Here is a 20470-nt window from a genome sequence, read left to right on the forward strand (position 1 = left end):
AAATGGATTTTTATGATGGTGGTTGGGCGCCTTATGTCTCGGTCGCGGAACGACGCGACAAAGCACTACGAAAATTAAAATCCCTTGAAAAAAAAGGGCGAGTCTGTCAGCCAGTCACCATTGAGGGGCGTGCGATCGCTCGTACTTTCTGGGGCAAAAAATGGTGCGACAATCTTGAAGCCTATAGCGACTATGCTAGCCGCTTACCGCGTGGACGCACCTACGTGCGGCATGGTTCGGTGGTTGATCTAAAAATCAAGGCCGGCAAAATTACGGCGTTGGTTTTTGGTTCAGAAATGTACAAGGTTAGCATCGAAGTAGACGCACTAGAGGCCGAGCGCTGGCAATCGATTTTGCGTGAATGCGCGGGTCAAGTTGCATCGCTGGTGGAGTTGTTGCAGGGGCGTTTGTCGAACTCCGTCATGGAAGTAGTCACGCGTCGCGGCGCCGGCTTGTTTCCGGTCCCGCAACAGATTGATTTTCGTTGTAGCTGCCCCGATTCAGCGTCGATGTGCAAACATATTGCCGCGGCATTGTATGGTGTGGCCACTCGCCTAGATAGTCAGCCGGAATTACTGTTTGAGTTGCGCCATGTCGATCCGCTGGAATTGATTCGACAAGCGGGTAACCTATCGATAGCCGACGCACAGTCGGAACCGCACCAGCAACTGGATACGTCAGATCTGTCTGCATTATTTGGTATTGAATTAAATGAGTCACCGGTGGCGATAGCTGCACCTTCTTTGGCGGCAAAGAGTCCTGCGATCACGGCCAAACGCTCTGGCAAGCCTGCCCGCTCGCTGGCCCCAAAGGCGGCCACTCGTCAAGTAGCGCAGGTTCAGCCTGCGCCGGTAAAGAAAAAAATGGCAGCGCTGCGTCAACCGCGCCAGAAACCAACAAAGACCGTCACCGCACGTGATCTGCTTGGGCGCGGCATACCTCGCCATATGCAGCAAAGCTGGCTCCAATCTGGCATCCTGCTACGTACTAACGAACGCGGCGTATATCACGCAACGAAGCAAACAAAAAAACGAATCGAGGATTACCTAGGGCGAGTCACGATGACCTGAGCTTAGGCCACCACCCGGATTGGGGTAAACCACAGCGGGGCGATCCAAACATACGGGGTTGGATGCACTGCCTGAATCTAGCCGGCGATACTCTCTTAAACCTATATTCCGCTACCCCAGCTTTCAATAAACAGAATTATAATTTATTGATATATAAGAACTATTTATATTTCCTTTGAAGGCCATTCGGCTAGCGAGCCACTTACCACACTTCCCAAAGCTTGAGTTTGAGCAAGTTACCACTTCAATTTACTAGTTAATTTTGCATATTGGCGAACTCAGTATATTTACCGAAACTACGTGCCCAAGCGTAGTGCTGATCATCTGTTATTCCATCTTAAAAGCTAATAGCAAGCTTAATTAAACCTTTAGCCATCCCCTGACTGTCGTCCTGATTAATAGACAAATCATGGTAGTCACCCAAGTATCGTTTGAGCCACACAAAATTAATCATAACACCTAGACTTATACCAGTTTAACTAGTATACTATTTTTCTTTAACATTTGAATTCAGTATTCCAGCGACTTCTATGTCCATCATTTCTCACCCCCATGACAAATTTTTTAAGGGAAGCCTCAAAGAAAAACAAATTGCTCTCGATTTTCTAAAAGCCCATTTACCTGCTGATATCTATCAACAGCTTGACCTCAGCACTCTGCGAGCCATTGATAAAAGCTATGTTAGTGCTGAGCTACGCGAAGTGCATAGCGACATGGTCTACGCTTGCCAAATCAATGGCAAAGCAGGCTATATCCCCATTTTACTGCTGCTTGAGCATCAATCTACCGCCAGCAAACATATGGCTTTTAGACTGCTGCAGTACACTGTAAATTTGATGGGAGATCATTTAAAAGCTGGGCATAACTCACTCCCATTAGTCTTGCCGATATGTCTTTATCATGGCGCCGTATCTCCCTATCCGTATTCAACAGATATCTTTGAAGACTTTGATGATGTTGAGATGGCAAGAGCGCTAGTCTTCAAACAGTTCCAACTCATTGATTTGACAATGCTGCCAGTCGATACCTTGAAACAGCATGGAGCAGCCTCACTGATGGAACTACTTTTTAAGCGCTATCAGGAACGCAATTTTATTGAAACAATTCGGCAGCTTGCAGACCAAGGCATCTTGAAGATGGCAGTATCTCATACGACAGAGTCATATTTTTTTGCTATGCTAGAGTATATTGGTTCAAATGAACAAGGGAAGCAACCGCAAAAAGCGGAAGATTTATTTAAGCTACTAAGCACAGTATTACCTGAGAAGCGGGAGAGTATCATGACTTTTAACGAACAATTGCGGCAAGAGGGTCGGCAGGAAGGTAGACAAGAAGGTGAGCACCAGAAAGCGCTTGCTATTGCTAAAAAAATGCTAGCCGAGGGATCAGAACCTGCTTTTGTTAAAAAAGTGACCGGTCTTTTTGACGAGGACATCAAAAAAATAGCGCTCCAACATTAAATACCCTCAGCACACTTTAACTAGACTTCATAGTCTATTTGCTCAGTTACTACACAACTAGTACCTGAGAAGCGGAGCGGGGGTAGCGGAAGATAGGATTAAGCGAAGACCAGCAACGGTGACTCTCTCCGCTTAAAGACATCAGCGATGATCATAAAACTTAATTTATACAAAAGCCGTTTGCACATCAAAGGCAAAACCACGAGGCGCTTTGTGTACATCCTCAAAGGTCACAATCTCATAAGCGTCTTCGTGCGCAAACAGCTCACGCAATAATGCATTGTTAAGCTTATGGCCCGATTTATAAGCCTCATAAGAAGCCAACAGCGGGTGACCCGCTACATATAAATCGCCAATCGCATCCAGCATTTTGTGCTTCACGAATTCATCTTCATAGCGTAAGCCATCGTTATTCAAGATGCGATATTCATCGAGCACAATGGCGTTGTCCATACTGCCGCCGCGCGCTAAACCCAACTCGCGCATCGCTTCCACTTCATGCGCAAAGCCAAAAGTCCGGGCGCGCGCGATTTCGCGCACATAGGAGGTATCCGCAAAATCAACCACTAGCTTCTGGCCTGTTTTGTCAACGGCAGGATGGTGAAAGTCAATCGTAAATTTAAGCTTAAAACCAAAGTATGGATCGAAGCAGGCGAATTTATCGCCATCGCGCACCTCAATTCGCCGTTTAATTTTGATGAATTTTTTGGCAGCGTTTTGCTCTTCAATGCCAGCTGACTGCAATAAAAAGATAAAAGAAGCGGCGCTGCCATCCATAATTGGAATTTCTTCAGCGGTCACATCTACGTAAAGATTATCAATCCCAAGCCCGGCACAAGCCGACATCAGATGCTCAATGGTTGAAATGCGCGCGCCCTCTTTTTGCAGCACTGAGGCTAGCCTAGTATCGCCGATGCTAGAGGCAGAGGCTGGAATTTCAACTGGCGGCGTCAGATCAATGCGCGTAAACACGATACCCGTATGAACTGCTGCAGGACGTAGCGTAAGCTCGACCTTGCGACCAGAATGCAATCCGATGCCAACGGTTCTGACAATGGATTTAATTGTGCGCTGCTTTAGCATATTTAATATTTATAATCGAAAACCTTGGACCAATAGGTTGAATTATACTCAATTCAGCCTATTGGCTTTTATCAAACTGTTGCGCACCGTTACCAAAAGCAAACGAGCGCAGTCCCACTCCCGTTTGCCATCCGTAGCGCTTAAGGGGAGTGGCTTGGTCAGCCGCGGCGCCGTTCGTCAATCCGCCTGATTACGCAAAAAGGCCGGAATATCATATCGATCCACGCCTTTTTTCTCTAGCGCGCTAACATGAGCAGACGCCGTCTCACGCGAGCTGCGCCAAACAGCAGGGGTATCCAGCGCACCATAGTCGGTTGTATTCGATAACGGGGCGTGAGCCACGTTCATCGGTACATTATCCGTTCCCGTTCTTAATAGGGTCATCGGCACGGCTTGTGCTTTTTTGGCAGTCCGGCCTAAACCTGTCGCCACTACGGTGACCCGCAGCGCCTCACCCATGGCATCATCATAAACCGTGCCAAAGATCACCGTTGCATCTTCAGCAGCGTAGCTTTTGATGGTATTCATCACTTCGCGTGTTTCAGATAGGCGCAATGAACGGCTGGCGGTGATATTCACGAGCACACCACGTGCCCCCGACAAATCAACCCCTTCCAGCAATGGGCTGGCTACCGCTTGTTCTGCCGCCAGACGTGCGCGGTCAATGCCGGCGATGGTGGCCGTACCCATCATCGCTTTGCCTTGTTCGCCCATGACCGTTTTCACGTCTTCAAAGTCAACGTTGACTAGACCTTCGACATTGATGATTTCTGCAATCCCGGCGACAGCGTTGTGCAGCACGTCATCCGCACACTGAAAACATTTGTCCATCTCAGCATCATCGCCCATGACGTCAAAGAGCTTATCGTTGAGCACGACAATCAATGAATCCACTTGCGCTTCAAGCGCTTGCGAGCCGGCCTCAGCGATACGCATGCGCTTGCCCCCTTCAAATTCAAAGGGCTTGGAGACGACACCGACAGTCAGAATGCCCATTTCCTTGGCGATTTGCGCCACCACGGGGGCCGCTCCGGTGCCAGTGCCTCCGCCCATGCCTGCGGTGATAAAGACCATATGCGCACCGCGCAAACAATCGGCGATGCGCTCACGTGCTTCTTCGGCAGCAGCTTGCCCCATTTCAGGTTTAGCGCCAGCGCCCAGACCCGTCTTGCCAAGTTGAATCACATGCGCGGCTTGTGAGCGCATCAAGGCTTGCGCATCGGTATTCATGCACAAAAAATCTACCCCTTGCACGCCTCGGTTAATCATGTGCTGCACCGCATTGCCGCCTGCTCCGCCCACGCCTACCACCTTAATGATGGTACCGCTGGTTTCCGTTTCCAGCATTTCAAATTCCATTATGATTCTCCATCAAAATTAAATTAACTTAACTTAAACTTTTCAAACTCTAACTGGCCTTTTCGAGGTTTTAAAAAAGCGTGCGCCACGCACTCGCTCTGCACCTCTAAGACCCACTTTTCCCTGTTGATTTTTTTAAAAACTGCGCAAAAACCACTCCTTCATCCGCGTCCAAACCTGTGCGGCCGAACCCGCGCGCACAGCAACTTTGCGGCCCCTTATCCGTTGTGCATGTCCTTCGAGTAACAGCCCCATGGCCGTTGCATAACGCGGGCTACGCACGACATCAGCCAAACCGCCAAGATAATGAGGAACGCCAATACGTACAGGCTTCAAGAAAATATCCTCACCCAATTCGATCATGCCGGCCATTAGCGCTGCGCCGCCGGTTAAAACGACACCGGAAGACAATATTTCTTCGTAACCGGATTCGCGCACAACTTGTTGCACCAGTGAAAAAAGCTCTTCAATGCGCGGCTCAATCACCGCTGCTAGCGCCTGCCGAGACAACATGCGCGGGCCACGCTCGCCAAGACCTGGGACTTCGATCATTTCATTTGGATCAGCCAAGACCTGTTTAGCAATGCCATGGCGCACCTTAATGTCTTCTGCATCTGGCGTAGGGGTGCGTAACGCCATCGCGATATCGCTGGTGATTTGATCGCCGGCAATTGGAATCACGGCAGTGTGCCGAATTGCGCCTTCAGCAAAAATAGCGATATCCGTCGTGCCGCCACCAATGTCAACTAACACCACGCCTAGCTCTTTCTCATCTTCGGTGAGCACCGCCAGACTTGAGGCTAAGGGCTGTAAAATCAGATCATTCACTTCCAGTCCGCACCGCCGCACGCATTTGACGATGTTTTGCGCCGCCGAGACCGCGCCTGTCACGATATGCACTTTCACCTCAAGCCGAATGCCGCTCATGCCAATCGGTTCGCGCACGTCCTCTTGCCCATCGATAATGAATTCCTGGGTGAGGATGTGCAGCACTTGCTGATCGGTCGGAATATTGATGGCTTTGGCCGTTTCGATGACACGAGAAACATCGGCTGACATCACTTCTTTGTCTTTGATCGCCACCATACCGCTCGAATTAAAGCTGCGGATATGGCTACCAGCAATGCCGGTGAAAACATTCGCGATTTTGCAATCCGCCATGAGCTCAGCTTCTTCGAGCGCGCGCTGAATCGACTGTACCGTGGCCTCAATGTTGACCACCACCCCTTTTTTGAGTCCTTTCGAGTCGCTTTGGCCAAGACCGATCACTTCGTAGCGGCCCTCGCCCTTTTGTTCAGCCACCACCGCGACCACTTTCGAGGTGCCGATGTCAAGTGCGACTAATAGGTCTTGATAATCTTTCATAGGATCAATTAAAGCAGTAGTAAAGTGTCCAGCCTATTTAAGCGTATGAGCGCTATTTTGGGCGGTCGATAAATTTCATCCCAGCGGCACGAATTGCAAAACCATTTGGATAACGTAAGTCGGCATATTCAATCTGGGGGCCCCATTGCGTGGTCATATAGTGCCAGGCAGCAACCAAGCGGCTACAACGTTTCGCTAACGTGTCCATATTTAAGTCTTCACTCTGCTCACGGCCGAGTTCAATGCGCATGCCACTGGCAAGCTCAACGCTCCACGCATAGCGAGACGATAAAGTGACCTCTTGCACCTGGACACCAAGTGGGGCAAACCAGCGTTTAAAATCATGATAGCGCGCCACCACCTGCTGCTCGCTGCCCGGCGGCCCGTTAAACGCGAGCAAATCATCGCCGGCTTCCGCTGGATTGGCGGTGAAACGCTCGCCTTGGGTACTGACCAACCAATCACTACCCCATGTGCCAAGCGGCTTATATTCATCGAGCGCTACGCTGAGCCGATTAGGCCAAATGCGCCGTACGCTCGCGTGGCGCACCCATGGCATGGCCTCAAAAGCGGTGCGGGCAGCATCCAAATCCACCGTAAAAAAATTACCCCGCAACTGACTCATCGCGGCGCGCGCGCCTTGCATATTGAAGTGGCTCGTATCCCCTTCAATGCGCAACGCTCGCAGCACAAACACCGGTTGCCGATTTAACCAGTACGCCAAACCCACCAGCAATAGCAACGCGCCACACGCGCTTAGCAGATTAGCGAGTAAGTTGAGTTGACGAAGGTTGTGCCACATTTTGCGCGGATCTTTTTAGACTAAGGTGAGAGACAGTGCATGCAGCATCAACTCGTCATAACTGATCCCGATGGCAGCTGCCGCTTTGGGGATCAGCGAGTGACTGGTCATGCCTGGCACTGTATTGCCCTCTAAAAACCAAGCCTTACCATTGGCGTCAAGCATAAAATCTATCCGTCCCCAACCCTTGCCGCCGAGTACTTTGAAGGCATGGCGGGCGAGTTCCAGCAGGCGTTTTTCCTCGGCGCTCGCCAGCCCGCAAGGAACAATATATTGGGTATCTTCAGCAAGATATTTGGCGTGATAATCGTAAAATTCACTGGCGGGTATGATTTTTATGATTGGCAGGTCAAGCCCCTCGACCAGCGATATCGTATATTCACCTCCGCCGTCGATGCCTTTTTCAACTAGCACAACGGGCTCATGATGAGCAATCTCCGCCAGTGCCGCAGCTAATCGATCCGCTGTTTTCACTTTGCTAATGGCAATACTTGACCCTTCGTTGGCGGCCTTCACGAAAAGAGGCAAGCCGAGTTGAGTGGCGATCTCTTGCGCGCGGGCTTCGTAGTTTTCACCTCGCAGCACTACCTCAAACGGCGGCGTGGGTACGCCGCTTTGCTGCCAGATCCATTTGCTGCGCACCTTATCCATCATCAAAGCGCAACCCAGCACCCCAGAACCGGTACAAGGAATACCGAGAAATTTAAGCGCACCTTGGACCGTGCCATTCTCGCCATCCCCGCCATGCAGCACGTTAAAAACGCGTGCAAACCCCTCTTCCTTTAGTGCGAAAAGTGGCCGCTCGCTAGGATCGAATAGCCAAGCATCCACGCCGCGCGCGCGCAACGCAGCTAATACCGCCTGCCCAGAATTCAACGATACGCCACGCTCGGCGGACTGGCCACCGCATAGCACCGCAACTTTGCCAAATATTTTTGGATCCATGATTGATCTATCCTCTGCCTCTAATTTCAAATATGCGACTGCGTTAGCCACACCGGGACATGACCCATCGAGCCTGCCCCCATCGTAATCACGACATCACCGGCTCGCGCCTGCTGGGTAATCGCCTCGGGCATCGCCTCGATAGTCTCAGCAAAGACAGCGTCTACCTTACCCAACGCACGAAGTGCGCGCACCAATGCCTGCCCATCGGCCGCGGTGATAGGCTCCTCACCGGCCGAATACACTTCAGTGAGGATGGCTGCGTCCGCACTAGAAAGCACTTTAACGAAATCCTCAAAGCAATCGCGAGTACGCGTAAAACGGTGCGGTTGAAAAGCCAGCACTAGCCGCCGCCCAACAAAAGCGCCGCGCGCAGCCTCAATCGTGGCCGCCATTTCGACCGGATGATGGCCATAGTCATCAATCAAGGTATAACTGCCACCAGCGCTTAGCGGGATTTCCCCATAGCGCTGAAAGCGGCGGTCTACACCCGTAAACTCTGCCAGCGCTTGGCAAATAGCCTCATCGGCCACCTCCAGTTCAGTGGCAATCGCAATCGCCGCTAAAGCATTACGGACATTGTGCAGGCCCGGCAGATTCAACTCGATGGCCAAGGGCGCAGCATCTGCGCGCAGAACAGTAAAGTGCATACGGCCGGCCTCGGCGCGAATCTCCACGGCGCGTACCTGAGCCTGCTCCGACAGTCCATAACGCACAATCGGCTTAGCCACGGCAGGCAAAATCTCGCACACATGCGGGTCGTCAATGCATAACACCGCAATACCGTAAAACGGCAAGCGCTGCGTAAATTCGATAAAGGCTTGCTTCAGTTTCGTAAAATTATGTCCATACGTCTCCATATGGTCCATATCAATATTGGTAATGACTTCGATCACCGGGAACAGGTTCAAAAAAGAAGCATCTGATTCGTCTGCCTCGGCCACAATAAAATCACCGGTGCCAAGCCGGGCATTCGCGCCGGCACTATTTAAGCGTCCGCCAATCACAAAAGTTGGGTCGAACCCGCCTCGCGCCAGGACACTTGCCACTAAGCTCGTGGTGGTGGTTTTGCCGTGCGTACCGGCAATCGCAATACCCTGCTTTAAGCGCATCAATTCGGCTAGCATCGCGGCGCGCGGCACCAGCGGAATGCCACGTTGACGGGCGGCCAGCATTTCCGGGTTATCTGCGCGGATCGCGCTAGACACCACCACCGCGTTGGCCTCTCCAATATGCTCAGCCTGATGACCCAATGCAATGCGCGCACCTAATGCCGCCAAGCGATCCGTGACTGCGGTCCGATTTAAGTCGGAACCGCTGACGCAATACCCTAGATTTAACAGCACTTCGGCAATACCGCTCATGCCCGAGCCACCAATGCCGATAAAATGAATGTTTTTGACGACATGCTTCATAGCTGTCCCTTATTGCGCTCAGCCACCGCTAAACAAATTTTGCTCACTTGCTCGGCTGCATCAGGTTTAGCCAGCAGGCGCGCACGCTCGGCCATTTGGCTTAAGGCCTCACGGGTTTGTGTCTGCAGCCAAGCCGCCAGCTTGTCTGCAGACAACTCGCGCTGCTGAATCATCACGGCGGCTCCATGCGTAGATAAGAACGCCGCATTGGTTGTTTGGTGATCATCTACCGCATGTGGAAACGGCACCAAGAGGGCCGCGACCCCTACTGCGGCAATTTCTGCAATCGTCATCGCGCCGGCCCGGCAGATCACCAAATCAGCATCGGCATACGCCTTCGCCATATCTTCAATAAACGGCGTCAATTCAATTTGTTCATGATCGTGCAAACCAGCAGCGGCATAATTTGCCCGCAAAGCATCAATCTGCCGCACGCCCGCTTGATGCACGACATGCGGCTGCTCATCGACAGCTAAAGCGCTGAGCGCGCGCGGCACAACCTCATTGAGCGCCGCCGCGCCTAAACTGCCACCGACCACCAATAAGCGCAATCGACCACTCCGCTGCCGATAACGTTGCGCTGGCTCAGGCAAGTCCATCAGCGCATCGCGTAGTGGATTACCGGTCCATTCGGCACGCGGCAAGACATCTGGAAACGCAACCAACACCCGACGCGCAATTTTGGCAAGCACTCGGTTCGCCAGCCCAGCAATTGAGTTTTGTTCATGCAAAATAAATGGGCGGCCGCTGAGTACCGCCATCACGCCGGCCGGGAAACTAATATAGCCACCCATCCCGAGCACCACAGTCGGTTTAATTTTTGCCAGCACACGCAGGCTTTGCCAAGCCGCGCGTAGTAAATTAATCGGCAGCATTAACTTGGTGCGCAAACCCTTGCCGCGCAGCCCGCCAAAGCGCACAAATTCAATTGGAATACCGTGCTTGGGCACCAGCGCAGCCTCCATGCCCGTGGGATTGCCAAGCCAGACCACATGCCAGCCATGGCGGCGCATCCGATGGGCGACGGCTAGCCCCGGAAACACATGCCCTCCCGTGCCTCCTGCCACAATCAGCAAAGTGCGCGCATTACTCATACTTTTCCTCCGCGCATTAAGAGGCGATTTTCATAATCGACCCGCATTAATAGCGCAAGCGCAATACAATTAAGCAAAATACCTGAGCCACCATAGCTCACTAGCGGTAGGGTTAACCCTTTAGTCGGCAACAAACCCAGATTGACCCCCATATTGATAAAGGCTTGAGCCCCTAGCCACAAGCCAATACCTTTGGCGGCAAGGCCCGCAAATACACGATCTAGCACCAGTGCTTGACGGCCAATTTCGAAGGCGCGCCGCACCATCCAGTAAAACAGCACAATAACGGCCAATACACCGAAAAAACCCAGCTCTTCGCCAATCACAGCCAGAATGAAATCGGTATGGGCCTCTGGCAAGTAATTGAGTTTTTCAACGCTGCCGCCTAAACCAACGCCAAACCATTCACCGCGGCCGAAGGCAATCAACGAATGCGTCAACTGGTAGGCTTTACCTTGGGCATAACGTTCATCCCACGGATTTAGGTAAGCAAAAATGCGTTCACGCCGCCATGGCGATAACCAAATTAACAACGTAAAGGTACCCACTACCGTCAGAGCAATGCCACCAAACCATTTGCCATTCACTCCGCCCAGAAAAAGCACCCCCATCGCAATCACCGCGATCACCATAAAGGCGCCCATATCGGGTTCAAGCAGCAACAATGCACCGATACACCCTACGGCCAACGCCATGGGCAAAAATCCCTGGCCTAGGCTATGCATTAACTCCTGTTTACGCACGGTGTAATTCGCGGCATAGACGGTGACTGCGAGTTTCATAATTTCGGAGGGCTGAATATTGAGTAAACCCAGCGAAATCCAACGATGTGCACCGTTAACCCCTTTGCCAAATGGAGGAATCAAGACCATCACCAGCAACACCAAGGCGAACAGAAAAAGCTTAGAAGCAAACCGATCCCAAAGTTTAAGCGGCACCCAAAACACACAAAATGCCGCCACCATCCCCAGCGACAGCGACACAATATGCCGCAACAAGAAATGATTCGCCTGATAAGAGGCATATTTCGGCGCATCCGGCATCACAATCGATGCCGAATACACCATCACCAACCCTAGCCCCAGCAGCGTAATGACGGCCCACATCAACGGCGCATCATATTCAAGCAGCTTCATAAAACCACTCCGCAAGCACTCGCTAGCTCGGCGACTGTCTGCCTGAACACTTGCGCCCGGTGGCGGTAGTCGCGAAACATATCAAAGCTCGCACAAGCCGGCGAGAGCAGAACTGTGTCGCCCTTTTGGGCCAGGGTGGCGGCCGCGCGGGTCGCATCTATCAAGGTGGCATATTCGTTCAGCGGCACGCCCGTAGCCGCCAATGCCTGCCGTAAACGCGGCGCATCGCGACCAATCAACATCACGGCCCGGCACCAATCGGCAACGGGAGCTGCGAGTGGCGCAAAATCTTGCCCTTTACCCTCCCCGCCCATAATTAATACAGTGCGCCGCGCCAAGCCATTCAGGGCAGCAACCGTTGCCCCGACATTGGTGCCCTTACTGTCATCAACAAACTCGACGCCGTTTAAAGAGAGAATCGTCTCAACCCGGTGCGGCTCACCATGGTATTCACGCAGGCCATGCATTAGACTGGCTAGCGGCAGGTCGATCGCGCGACATAAGGCCAACGCGGCCAGCGCATTCGCCGCGTTATGCAAACCACGAATGCGCAATGCCTCAACCGGCATCAGCCGTTTCAGGGCAATCTCATGCGCAACTTTTGCCCGCGGGCGCGCACGCGGGGATAGCGGCAGCGTGCTGTCGGCAACAGCTTCAGCCAGCGCCAACCAGGCCATGCCGTTTTCTTGCGCTAAACCGTAATCCCCATTGATGTGCGGAGCGTCAAGTCCGAAGCTAATCACCCGCGCCGCTTTTTGCGTCGAGCTGCGTAGGTTTTTTTCGCTCTCTTCGCTGACCCAGTCAGAACTTTGCACGAGCGCCATAGTATGCGCATCATCACGATTCAAAATACGCACGGTATGAGCGCCAAAAATACGGCTTTTAGAGGCAATATAGTGCGCCAAGCTCTGATGCCAATCGAGATGATCTTGCGTGATATTGAGTATCACAGCAGCGTCGGGCGCAAACGTGTAAGCACTTGCCAGCTGAAAACTCGACAGCTCAAGCACCCAAATTTCGGGCAGCTGATGAGCGTTGAGGGCTTCGGCTAAGCGCTCAAGCAGCGGCGGACCAATATTGCCGGCGATGCCCACGCGCCGGCCGGCGCGCTCGCACAATAAACCCGTGAGCGCAGTGGTTGTCGTTTTGCCGTTAGTGCCGGTAATCGCGAGCAGTTTCGGCTGATAAGCCTCCATCCTCAGTGCTCGCAACGCCTGGGCAAAAAATTCAAGCTCTCCCCACAGCGGCACACCACGGGCACGCGCAACCTCAAGCAATGGTGCAAATTCAGGATGCCACGGCGAAATCCCCGGGCTCAGGGCAACTAACTCAATGCCATCGAGTAATCCTGGCGTTAACTCACCATGGATAAACTCCGCGGCGATCTGTTCTTCTTTAAGCGCTGCGAGTTTAGGCGGCTCTGCTCGCGTATCGGCAATCCGCACGGCACAACCATAGTGTGCACACCAACGCGCTAAGGCCAGGCCCGAAGCACCTAGGCCTAGCACTAACACAGCGGGTTGTTGGAGTTCACCAAACATTGACATAGTTTCTTTTACCGCAATTTGAGCGTAGATAGACCGATCAAAACCAGCATCAGCGTAATAATCCAAAAACGCACGACCACCTGAGTTTCTCTCCAGCCTGATAACTCAAAATGATGATGCAGCGGCGCCATCTTGAATAAACGGCGCCCGGCGCCGTAATACCGTTTGGTATATTTAAACCAGATGACTTGGATCATCACCGACAAGGTTTCGACAACAAATACGCCGCCCATGATAAAAAGGACGATTTCCTGCCGCACAATCACCGCCACCGTACCCAGTGCGCCACCCAGCGCGAGCGCACCTACATCGCCCATAAAGACCTGTGCGGGATAGGTGTTATACCAAAGGAAGGCAAGGCCTGCGCCCCCCATCGCCGCGCAAAAAATCAGCAACTCGCCAGCACCTGGAACATGGGGAAACAACAGATATTTTGAATAGACAGCACTGCCCATCACATAGGCAAAAATCCCCAATGCTCCGCCGACTAACACAACCGGCATAATCACTAGACCATCCAAGCCATCGGTTAAATTCACCGCATTGCTAGTACCCACAATCACAAAATAAGTGAGCGTAATAAAACCATATAAACCTAATGGATAACTGATCGACTTGATAAACGGCAGCAGTAAATCTGCCCGCGCCGGCAAATCAGTCGACAAGCCACTACGCACCCATGCCATAAAAAAATCAAACACGGGAACATTGCTGGCCTCCGATACGCTACACGCAAGATACACCGCAGCAAAAAGGCCAATCAGCGATTGCCAGCCGTATTTCTCGCGTGACGACATGCCACGTGGATTTTTATGCACCACTTTGCGATAATCATCAACCCAACCAATCAGACCAAAGCCAAACGTAACCAGCATCACAATCCAGACAAAACGATTGGTCAAATCGGCCCACAATAAAGTCGCTACGGCGATACCAATTAAAATCAGCACCCCGCCCATGGTTGGGGTGCCTGCTTTGACCAGGTGCGTGCTCGGACCATCTTGGCGCACAGCCTGGCCCATTTTGAGTTTGGTGAGCTTACGAATCACCCATGGACCGCACACTAAGCCGATCACTAGGGCAGTAATCGCGGCCATCACCGCTCGCAAAGTCAGATAGTGAATCACGCGCAAAAAACTTACGTCATGTTGTAGCCAGTGCGCGAGCCAAAGTAGCATTGCCTTAATTTCCTATGAATGTAAAAGGGGCGCTTGGGCCCTCAATCGATTCAGCGCCAAGCGCTGCGACAATGCGTTCCATTTTCATAAAACGCGAACCTTTAACCAGCACCGTAGCGCTGGCATCAAAACCCGCACCTAACAGCTGTTTAATTAATGCTTCAGCACTACTGAAATGTTTAGCCTCTGCACCAAATGCGCTACAGGCATCGCGCGTAGCGTCTCCTAATGCATATAACGCATCAATGCCACGCTCACGGGCATAGACCCCCACTTCACGGTGAAAAGCAGCGCCTTGCGGCCCGAGCTCACCCATTGCGCCAATCACCAACACCCTCGGCGCCGCACGCGTTGCCAACACGTCAATTGCTGCGCGCATTGAATCGGGATTCGCGTTGTAGCTATCATCAATTACCATGGCCCCGGCAAATGGCCCAACGCGAACCACTTTGGCAACCAGCCGGCCACTCACCGGCTGGAATTTTTCAAGTCCCAAGCGGATGGCAGCCAGCGTCACTCCCGCGGCCAGCGCCACGGCTGTTGCCGCCAGAGCATTGCGTGCATTGTGTACGCCCAGCACCGGCAAGGTGAGTTCGAACCGACCAATGTCCGTTTGCACTGCCAGCCGGCCCTCAGAGCATAACGTGCCGCTGACAGCCGCGGCGCTGGCCAGTGCAAAATCGATGATGCGACGTCCACTCGCCGCGCTGCGCCAAATCGACGTATAGACATCGTCTGCTGGCAGCACCGCAATACCCTCCACGGGTAAGGCACGCAGCACATTCGCATGTTCGTGCGCCACGGCTTCTACGCTGGCCATGAATTCTTGATGCTCGCGCTGCGCATTGTTAATCAGCGCGATAGTGGGTTCGGCAAGCGCGGCCAGCTGCGCCGTTTCACCTGGATGATTGATGCCAAGCTCGACCACAGCGAGCCGATGCGCCGCATTTAAGCGCAACAAAGTGAGCGGTACGCCCACCTCATTATTTGAGTTACCGCGGGTAGCAAGCCACGCCCCCTCGCCCACTGCCGCCGTGAAAATCGACGCAATCATTTCTTTGACTGTGGTTTTGCCATTGCTACCCGTCACCGCGACCAAGGGTAGTTTGAATTGGCGGCGCCAGCCACGCGCCAGCGCACCGAGCGCTTGTTGTGTATCAGACACACATAAAGTTGGCACAGAAGCCTGACTAGGAGGGCGTGACACTAAGATCGCAGCCACGCCACGCGCCACTACGTCGGGCAGAAAATCATGCGCATCAAAGGTTTTTCCCTTTAGTGCGATGAAGAGATCGCCTGGGCCGGCGGTGCGGCTGTCAGTAGAAATTCGCTCAAAACAGGTGTCTGGCTCACCCAGAATCTGAGCACCCGCGATCAGCAGCGCGGCCTCACGCAATGACAGTGGACTCATCCATGGCCCCCTACCGCTTGCGTTGCACGCGCGGCCAAGGCAAGACGCACATGGTCTTGATCACAAAATTGATACTTTTGGCCCTGTATTTCTTGCGTCGTCTCATGACCTTTGCCGGCCAGCAAAATCACGTCCTCACAGGCAGCCGCACGAATCGTACGCAAAATTGCGCGCGCGCGATCTTCAATGCACTCGGCACGTGTCGGGTCGGACATGCCGTGCAAAATATCGTCGATGATCGCAGCAGGCTGCTCGTGACGCGGATTATCGCTGGTTAATACGACGGCATCGGCAAGCCGTTCGGCGCTACGCCCCATGAGCGCGCGCTTAGTGGTATCGCGGTTACCGCCACAGCCAAAAACACAGACCAAATTACCCCCACGGGCGTGGGCAATTGGGCGCAGCGCAACCAAAGCCTGTTCCAGGGCATCAGGGGTATGGGCATAATCAACCACCACCAGCGGCTCGTTCAATGTCATATTGCCGCCCAATTGTTGCATGCGGCCAAGCACTGGCTCTAAGCGAGCAAGTTGAGCCAACGCAACCTCGAATGGCACCTCTGCCGTTAACAACGTAGCCAGCACGGCAAGTAAATTACTCACATTAAAAGTACCTAACATCGGCACCGTAATTTCACCCTCGCCCCAACTAGAACTCACTTTGAATGCCGTACCCGCAGTCGTCGAGCGAATGTCCTGCGCGCGCAGCACACCGTCTGCGTTCATTCGCTGAGACGCCACGGTCGCTTCATTAATACCATACGCAATCGTCTGCACTTTGCCATGCAGGCGCGCCAGCAAACGCGCGCCTGCGGCATCGTCACAATTAATAATGGCGTAGCGCAATGTCGGCCAGTCAAATAAACGCGCCTTCACGCTTTCATAGTTCTCTAATGTGCCGTGATAATCTAGGTGGTCATGCGATAGATTGGTAAAAATCGCCGTATCAAAAGCAATGCCATTGACACGCTCTTGCTGCAAGCCGTGCGATGACACTTCTATGGCAACCGCTTGCGCACCTGCGCGACACACCTGCGCTAAACTGCGCTGCAATTGAGTCGCATCGGGAGTCGTGAAGCCCGTGGCCACCAATTTGCCAGGCAAGCCCGCCCCCAAAGTACCCATAATCGCGCACGGTTTATCAAGCGCGGACAAGGCTTGCGCCACCCAATGGCTACAAGAAGTTTTACCATTCGTGCCAGTCACTCCGATGACCAATAGCGCCTGACTGGGCGCACCGTACCATTCGCTGGCAATCGGCCCCGCCAACTCAGTGAGGTTAGGGATGGCTAAGGTTGGCACAGCAAAATTTTCTGCCCCTACCAAGCCGATCGGCGCAGACTCCGATTGCCCAGGCTGCCACAGAATTGCGCCCGCGCCCCGTTTGATTGCTTCGCCAAAATAACGGCGCTGCTCTTCTTCCGTGACGGCATAACTCAAATAAATATCGCCTGACTGCACAGCCCGGCTATCTGCGTGCACATTCGCAGTGGCAGGAACACGCGCACGCAGCCAGTTAAGCGTGTACGCCAGCACGTCCGCCACCTTGTCATTCGCTAAATTACATACGCTGCTCATCTATTCGCCTCCAAACGATTCTGTTGCACACTATTCGCTACCGCCATCAGTTGCACCGGTTTATCGGGGGTCACATTTAATGCCCGCAACGTATCATTGGCGATTGCCGCAAACACTGGAGCGGCGACTTGACCGCCAAAATGTTTGCCGGCGCTTGGCTCATCGATGGAAATTGCAACAATAATGCGCGGCGCCGACATGGGCGCAATGCCAACAAACGAGGCGCGATATTTTGATTTATCGTACTGGCCCTTAGCATGCTTATACGCAGTACCCGTCTTGCCGCCAGCCCGGTAATCGGCCAACTGCGCAGCTGGCGCCGTGCCACCAGGCCCGATCACCGCTTCGAGCATCTGCCGCACCTGACGAGCCGTCTGCGGCGAAATAACCTGCACGCCAGCAATGCGTTCACTCGCCTGATTGCCATGGTCAGAATTTTTGAACAGTGTCAGCGGCAGCAACTGCCCATCATGCGCTAACGCAGTATAAGCACGCGCTATCTGAAACAACGAAACTGAAATGCCATAGCCATAAGCCATCGTCGCTTGCTCAATCCGCCGCCAACGCTGCCAAGGTCGCAAGCGGCCTGCAACCGCCCCCGGAAAACCAATCTCCGGCGCCTGCCCAAAACCAACGCTGGTAAACATGTCCCACATTTCTTCTGGCTTGAGCTGCAAGGCAATTTTGGTGGTCCCAATATTGCTTGATTTTTGCAACACGTTAGCCACCGTCAGGACACCAAAATCACGGCTATCGCTAATCGTTGCGTTATCCAGTTTATAGCGGCCAGGCGAAGTGTTAATCAGTGTCGTGGGCGCGACCCGCTTCAAGTCGAGCGCCCGGGCCAAGGTCAGCGGCTTCATAATCGAGCCCGGTTCAAAGGTATCCGTCAGCACGCGATTGCGCAGCTGAGCACCGGTCAACTGGGTTCGACGATTCGGGTTATAGGCCGGATAATTCACTAAGGCCAACACTTCGCCAGTATGCGCATCAAGCACAATCGCGGCCCCCGCTTGGGCTTTATTGCGCAGCACCGCTGCTTTCAAATCGGTATAGGCGATATACTGCAATTTGCTATCAATCGACAAGGTTAAATCACGCCCATCGCGTGGCGACACCAATTCATCGACATCTTCTACCACGCGCCCCATCCGATCTTTAATCACACGGCGGCTGCCTGGCATACCGATCAGTTGCTTTTGCATACTGAGTTCAATCCCTTCTTGCCCCTCATCCTCAATATTGGTAAAGCCCACTAAGTGGGCCGTGATTTCCCCTTCTGGATAAAAGCGTTGATATTCCTTACGCTGATAAATCCCTGGGATATCCAGCGCCGCAACCTGCTCAGCTACGTCAAGCGGCACTTGACGTTTGATATACACAAAACTTTTATCTTCGGCCAACTTGCGACGCAGCGCCTGACGGCTCAAACCTAGCAGTTTGCCCAATGCCTCAAGCTTAGGGTCAGCTAGGTCACTCGGTGCATCTTCTGGAATCGCCCAAATGGCGCGCACCGGCAAACTGGTCGCCAGCACCACACCATTACGATCAAAAATTTTGCCACGGGTTGCCGGTAACGCAAGCGTGCGCTGATAACGGCTCTCACCTTGTTTTTGATAAAAGTCGTTACCCGGCCCCTGGATCCATAAGGCGCGCACAGCCAGTGCAGCAAAGCCCAGAAAGAGCAAAAAGACGACGCATTTTGAACGCCATAACGGCAAGCGCAGCGATAACACTGGGCTTGCCGAAAACGGAATGGCGCGGTGTGAGACCTGTTTCATCCCCCACCCTTTTCAGAAAAAACCGGCGCTTGGGGGGCCTGATCAGTTAAATAGTGGGTCAAACCGGAACTCACCGGCCGCATTTTAAGCACGCGCTGCGCGACGCTCTCGATACGCGATATTTTTGACAACGCACCTTGCTGATATTGCAATTGCGACCATTCCTGCCGCAACTGGCGCTCTTGCGTCTGCGCCCGATCAAGCTCGATAAAGATGCGACGCTGCTGATCAGTTGCGTTAATCACGGATAACGCACACATCACCAGCGCACCTAACAACAAAAAATGCAGGCGGCTCATGACGCCACCTTTTCGGCGCAGCGCAGCAACGCCGAGCGCGCACGCGGATTAAGCGCAATTTCAGCTGCGCTCGCGCGTATACGCCCATGCAATTTAAGTAATGGCATGGGTAGATCAGCAGCCCGAATCGGCAAGCGGCGATCAAGCATAGGAGGCATCGCATGTTTTTTTAAAAACTGCTTAACGATCCTATCTTCAAGCGAATGAAAGCTGATCACCACCAAACGCCCTCCTGGTTCTAATAAATTGAGTGCCGCGGCCAGCGCTATTTCCAATTCTTCAAGTTCTTGATTAAGGTAAATCCGTATAGCTTGAAAGGTGCGCGTAGCCGGGTTTTTCCCCGGCTCACGAGTTTTGACGGCGCTGGCCACGATCTCGGCCAACTCGCGGGTGCGCGTGATCGGTCCCAAGCGTTCAGCTTGCGCCCGGCGAGCAACAATCGCTTTTGCAATCTGATGAGCAAACCGCTCTTCCCCATAATCCCGTATGACCTCGGTTAATTGCTGTTGTGGCACGCGCGCCAGCCACTGCGCCGCCGACTCGCCACGGCTTGAGTCCATCCTCATATCCAGTGGCCCATCCACTTGGAAGCTAAAGCCGCGTTCAGGATCGTCAAGCTGCGGCGAGGAAACGCCCAAATCTAATAAAACACCCGCGACCCGCTCTACGCCACGCTGCGCCATTTCGTCATGCAAATTAGCAAAACTGCTATGCACGATCTCAAAACGCCGATCTGTCATCTGCTGTGCCGCCAGCAACGCCTGCGGGTCTTTATCAAAAGCCACCAAACGCGCATCCGCACCCAGCCGCTCAAGCATCAACTGGCTGTGTCCGCCACGCCCAAAAGTGCCATCAATATAGATGCCATCGGGCCGCCAAATCAGGGCGTTAACCGCCTCCTCAAGCAGCACCGTACAATGTCGCAAACCCTGCATAGCGACAGCCACC

At 53.1% G+C, this 20470-nt stretch carries 16 protein-coding genes and 1 pseudogene; 2 read left to right on the forward strand and 15 right to left on the reverse strand.

All coding sequences use genetic code 11. The features are described from left to right. The first annotated feature begins 2 nt into the window (after positions 1-2). Positions 3-1070 carry an SWIM zinc finger family protein gene (locus NQD60_RS07930; RefSeq protein WP_257100374.1) on the forward strand — a complete coding sequence of 356 codons (1068 nt, stop codon included), beginning with the start codon at positions 3-5 and terminating at the stop codon, positions 1068-1070. A gap of 530 nt (positions 1071-1600) precedes the next feature. After that, a complete protein-coding gene (locus tag NQD60_RS07935; protein ID WP_257100375.1) occupies positions 1601-2530 on the forward strand; it encodes an Rpn family recombination-promoting nuclease/putative transposase in 930 nt (309 codons plus the stop codon). A 165-nt stretch (positions 2531-2695) separates the two neighbouring features. Here the strand turns inward: NQD60_RS07935 and lpxC are convergent, their stop codons facing one another. From lpxC to rsmH, 15 genes and pseudogenes are all read right to left on the reverse strand, one after another. Beyond that, positions 2696-3613: a UDP-3-O-acyl-N-acetylglucosamine deacetylase gene (lpxC, locus tag NQD60_RS07940; protein ID WP_257100376.1), complete on the reverse strand. Its 918-nt coding sequence runs from the start codon at positions 3611-3613 to the stop codon at positions 2696-2698. Between the two features lie 177 nt (positions 3614-3790). Then, positions 3791-4972, reverse strand: a complete 1182-nt coding sequence (ftsZ, locus tag NQD60_RS07945) for a cell division protein FtsZ (RefSeq protein WP_257100377.1) — start codon at positions 4970-4972, stop codon at positions 3791-3793. Positions 4973-5107: 135 nt separating this feature from the next. After that, a complete protein-coding gene (gene ftsA / locus NQD60_RS07950; RefSeq protein WP_257100378.1) occupies positions 5108-6337 on the reverse strand; it encodes a cell division protein FtsA in 1230 nt (409 codons plus the stop codon). Between the two features lie 52 nt (positions 6338-6389). Further along, the gene (locus NQD60_RS07955; protein ID WP_257100379.1) at positions 6390-7139 is read right to left on the reverse strand and encodes a cell division protein FtsQ/DivIB; all 750 of its coding nucleotides are present in this window, start codon (positions 7137-7139) and stop codon (positions 6390-6392) included. A 15-nt stretch (positions 7140-7154) separates the two neighbouring features. Beyond that, positions 7155-8084 (reverse strand): D-alanine--D-alanine ligase, encoded by a 930-nt coding sequence (locus NQD60_RS07960; protein ID WP_257100380.1) that lies wholly within the window; start codon positions 8082-8084, stop codon positions 7155-7157. Positions 8085-8110: 26 nt separating this feature from the next. Next, positions 8111-9499: a UDP-N-acetylmuramate--L-alanine ligase gene (murC, locus tag NQD60_RS07965; protein ID WP_257100381.1), complete on the reverse strand. Its 1389-nt coding sequence runs from the start codon at positions 9497-9499 to the stop codon at positions 8111-8113. Next, on the reverse strand, positions 9496-10593 hold the full coding sequence (gene murG / locus NQD60_RS07970) for an undecaprenyldiphospho-muramoylpentapeptide beta-N-acetylglucosaminyltransferase (protein ID WP_257100382.1): 1098 nt from the start codon (positions 10591-10593) through the stop codon (positions 9496-9498). Before murG ends, murC begins: the two co-directional genes overlap by 4 nt. After that, a pseudogene (gene ftsW, locus NQD60_RS07975) lies at positions 10590-11726 on the reverse strand (putative lipid II flippase FtsW); the annotation flags it as partial. The pseudogene ftsW and the gene murG, both read right to left, overlap by 4 nt. Further along, on the reverse strand, positions 11726-13270 hold the full coding sequence (gene murD / locus NQD60_RS07980) for a UDP-N-acetylmuramoyl-L-alanine--D-glutamate ligase (RefSeq protein ID WP_257100383.1): 1545 nt from the start codon (positions 13268-13270) through the stop codon (positions 11726-11728). The gene murD and the pseudogene ftsW, both read right to left, overlap by 1 nt. Before the next feature lie 14 nt (positions 13271-13284). After that, positions 13285-14454, reverse strand: a complete 1170-nt coding sequence (gene mraY / locus NQD60_RS07985; protein WP_257100384.1) for a phospho-N-acetylmuramoyl-pentapeptide-transferase — start codon at positions 14452-14454, stop codon at positions 13285-13287. Positions 14455-14458: 4 nt separating this feature from the next. Further along, positions 14459-15865 carry a UDP-N-acetylmuramoyl-tripeptide--D-alanyl-D-alanine ligase gene (gene murF, locus NQD60_RS07990; protein WP_257100385.1) on the reverse strand — a complete coding sequence of 469 codons (1407 nt, stop codon included), beginning with the start codon at positions 15863-15865 and terminating at the stop codon, positions 14459-14461. Further along, on the reverse strand, positions 15862-17442 hold the full coding sequence (locus tag NQD60_RS07995; RefSeq protein ID WP_257100386.1) for a UDP-N-acetylmuramoyl-L-alanyl-D-glutamate--2,6-diaminopimelate ligase: 1581 nt from the start codon (positions 17440-17442) through the stop codon (positions 15862-15864). The genes murF and NQD60_RS07995 overlap by 4 nt, the downstream gene beginning before the upstream one ends. Beyond that, on the reverse strand, positions 17439-19223 hold the full coding sequence (locus tag NQD60_RS08000) for a penicillin-binding protein 2 (protein ID WP_257100387.1): 1785 nt from the start codon (positions 19221-19223) through the stop codon (positions 17439-17441). Before NQD60_RS08000 ends, NQD60_RS07995 begins: the two co-directional genes overlap by 4 nt. Continuing rightward, a complete protein-coding gene (gene ftsL / locus NQD60_RS08005) occupies positions 19220-19522 on the reverse strand; it encodes a cell division protein FtsL (protein ID WP_223692310.1) in 303 nt (100 codons plus the stop codon). The genes NQD60_RS08000 and ftsL overlap by 4 nt, the downstream gene beginning before the upstream one ends. Next, positions 19519-20469, reverse strand: a complete 951-nt coding sequence (gene rsmH, locus NQD60_RS08010; RefSeq protein WP_257100388.1) for a 16S rRNA (cytosine(1402)-N(4))-methyltransferase RsmH — start codon at positions 20467-20469, stop codon at positions 19519-19521. Before rsmH ends, ftsL begins: the two co-directional genes overlap by 4 nt. Position 20470: the final 1 nt, after the last annotated feature.

The organism is Mycoavidus sp. SF9855 (assembly GCF_024582735.1).
Taxonomy (GTDB): domain Bacteria; phylum Pseudomonadota; class Gammaproteobacteria; order Burkholderiales; family Burkholderiaceae; genus Mycoavidus.

Excerpts from the sequence above, each read along its gene's own strand:
- NQD60_RS07960 (WP_257100380.1), bottom strand. The coding sequence starts at position 8,084 with ATGGATCCAAAAATATTTGGCAAAGTTGCGGTGCTATGCGGTGGCCAG.
- NQD60_RS07935 (WP_257100375.1), top strand. The coding sequence starts at position 1,601 with ATGTCCATCATTTCTCACCCCCATGACAAATTTTTTAAGGGAAGCCTC.
- NQD60_RS07955 (WP_257100379.1), bottom strand. The coding sequence starts at position 7,139 with ATGTGGCACAACCTTCGTCAACTCAACTTACTCGCTAATCTGCTAAGC.
- NQD60_RS07995 (WP_257100386.1), bottom strand. The coding sequence starts at position 17,442 with ATGAGCAGCGTATGTAATTTAGCGAATGACAAGGTGGCGGACGTGCTG.
- murC (WP_257100381.1), bottom strand. The coding sequence starts at position 9,499 with ATGAAGCATGTCGTCAAAAACATTCATTTTATCGGCATTGGTGGCTCG.
- mraY (WP_257100384.1), bottom strand. The coding sequence starts at position 14,454 with ATGCTACTTTGGCTCGCGCACTGGCTACAACATGACGTAAGTTTTTTG.
- ftsZ (WP_257100377.1), bottom strand. The coding sequence starts at position 4,972 with ATGGAATTTGAAATGCTGGAAACGGAAACCAGCGGTACCATCATTAAG.
- NQD60_RS08000 (WP_257100387.1), bottom strand. The coding sequence starts at position 19,223 with ATGAAACAGGTCTCACACCGCGCCATTCCGTTTTCGGCAAGCCCAGTG.
- NQD60_RS07930 (WP_257100374.1), top strand. The coding sequence starts at position 3 with ATGGATTTTTATGATGGTGGTTGGGCGCCTTATGTCTCGGTCGCGGAA.
- murD (WP_257100383.1), bottom strand. The coding sequence starts at position 13,270 with ATGTTTGGTGAACTCCAACAACCCGCTGTGTTAGTGCTAGGCCTAGGT.
- murF (WP_257100385.1), bottom strand. The coding sequence starts at position 15,865 with ATGAGTCCACTGTCATTGCGTGAGGCCGCGCTGCTGATCGCGGGTGCT.
- ftsA (WP_257100378.1), bottom strand. The coding sequence starts at position 6,337 with ATGAAAGATTATCAAGACCTATTAGTCGCACTTGACATCGGCACCTCG.
- lpxC (WP_257100376.1), bottom strand. The coding sequence starts at position 3,613 with ATGCTAAAGCAGCGCACAATTAAATCCATTGTCAGAACCGTTGGCATC.
- ftsL (WP_223692310.1), bottom strand. The coding sequence starts at position 19,522 with ATGAGCCGCCTGCATTTTTTGTTGTTAGGTGCGCTGGTGATGTGTGCG.
- murG (WP_257100382.1), bottom strand. The coding sequence starts at position 10,593 with ATGAGTAATGCGCGCACTTTGCTGATTGTGGCAGGAGGCACGGGAGGG.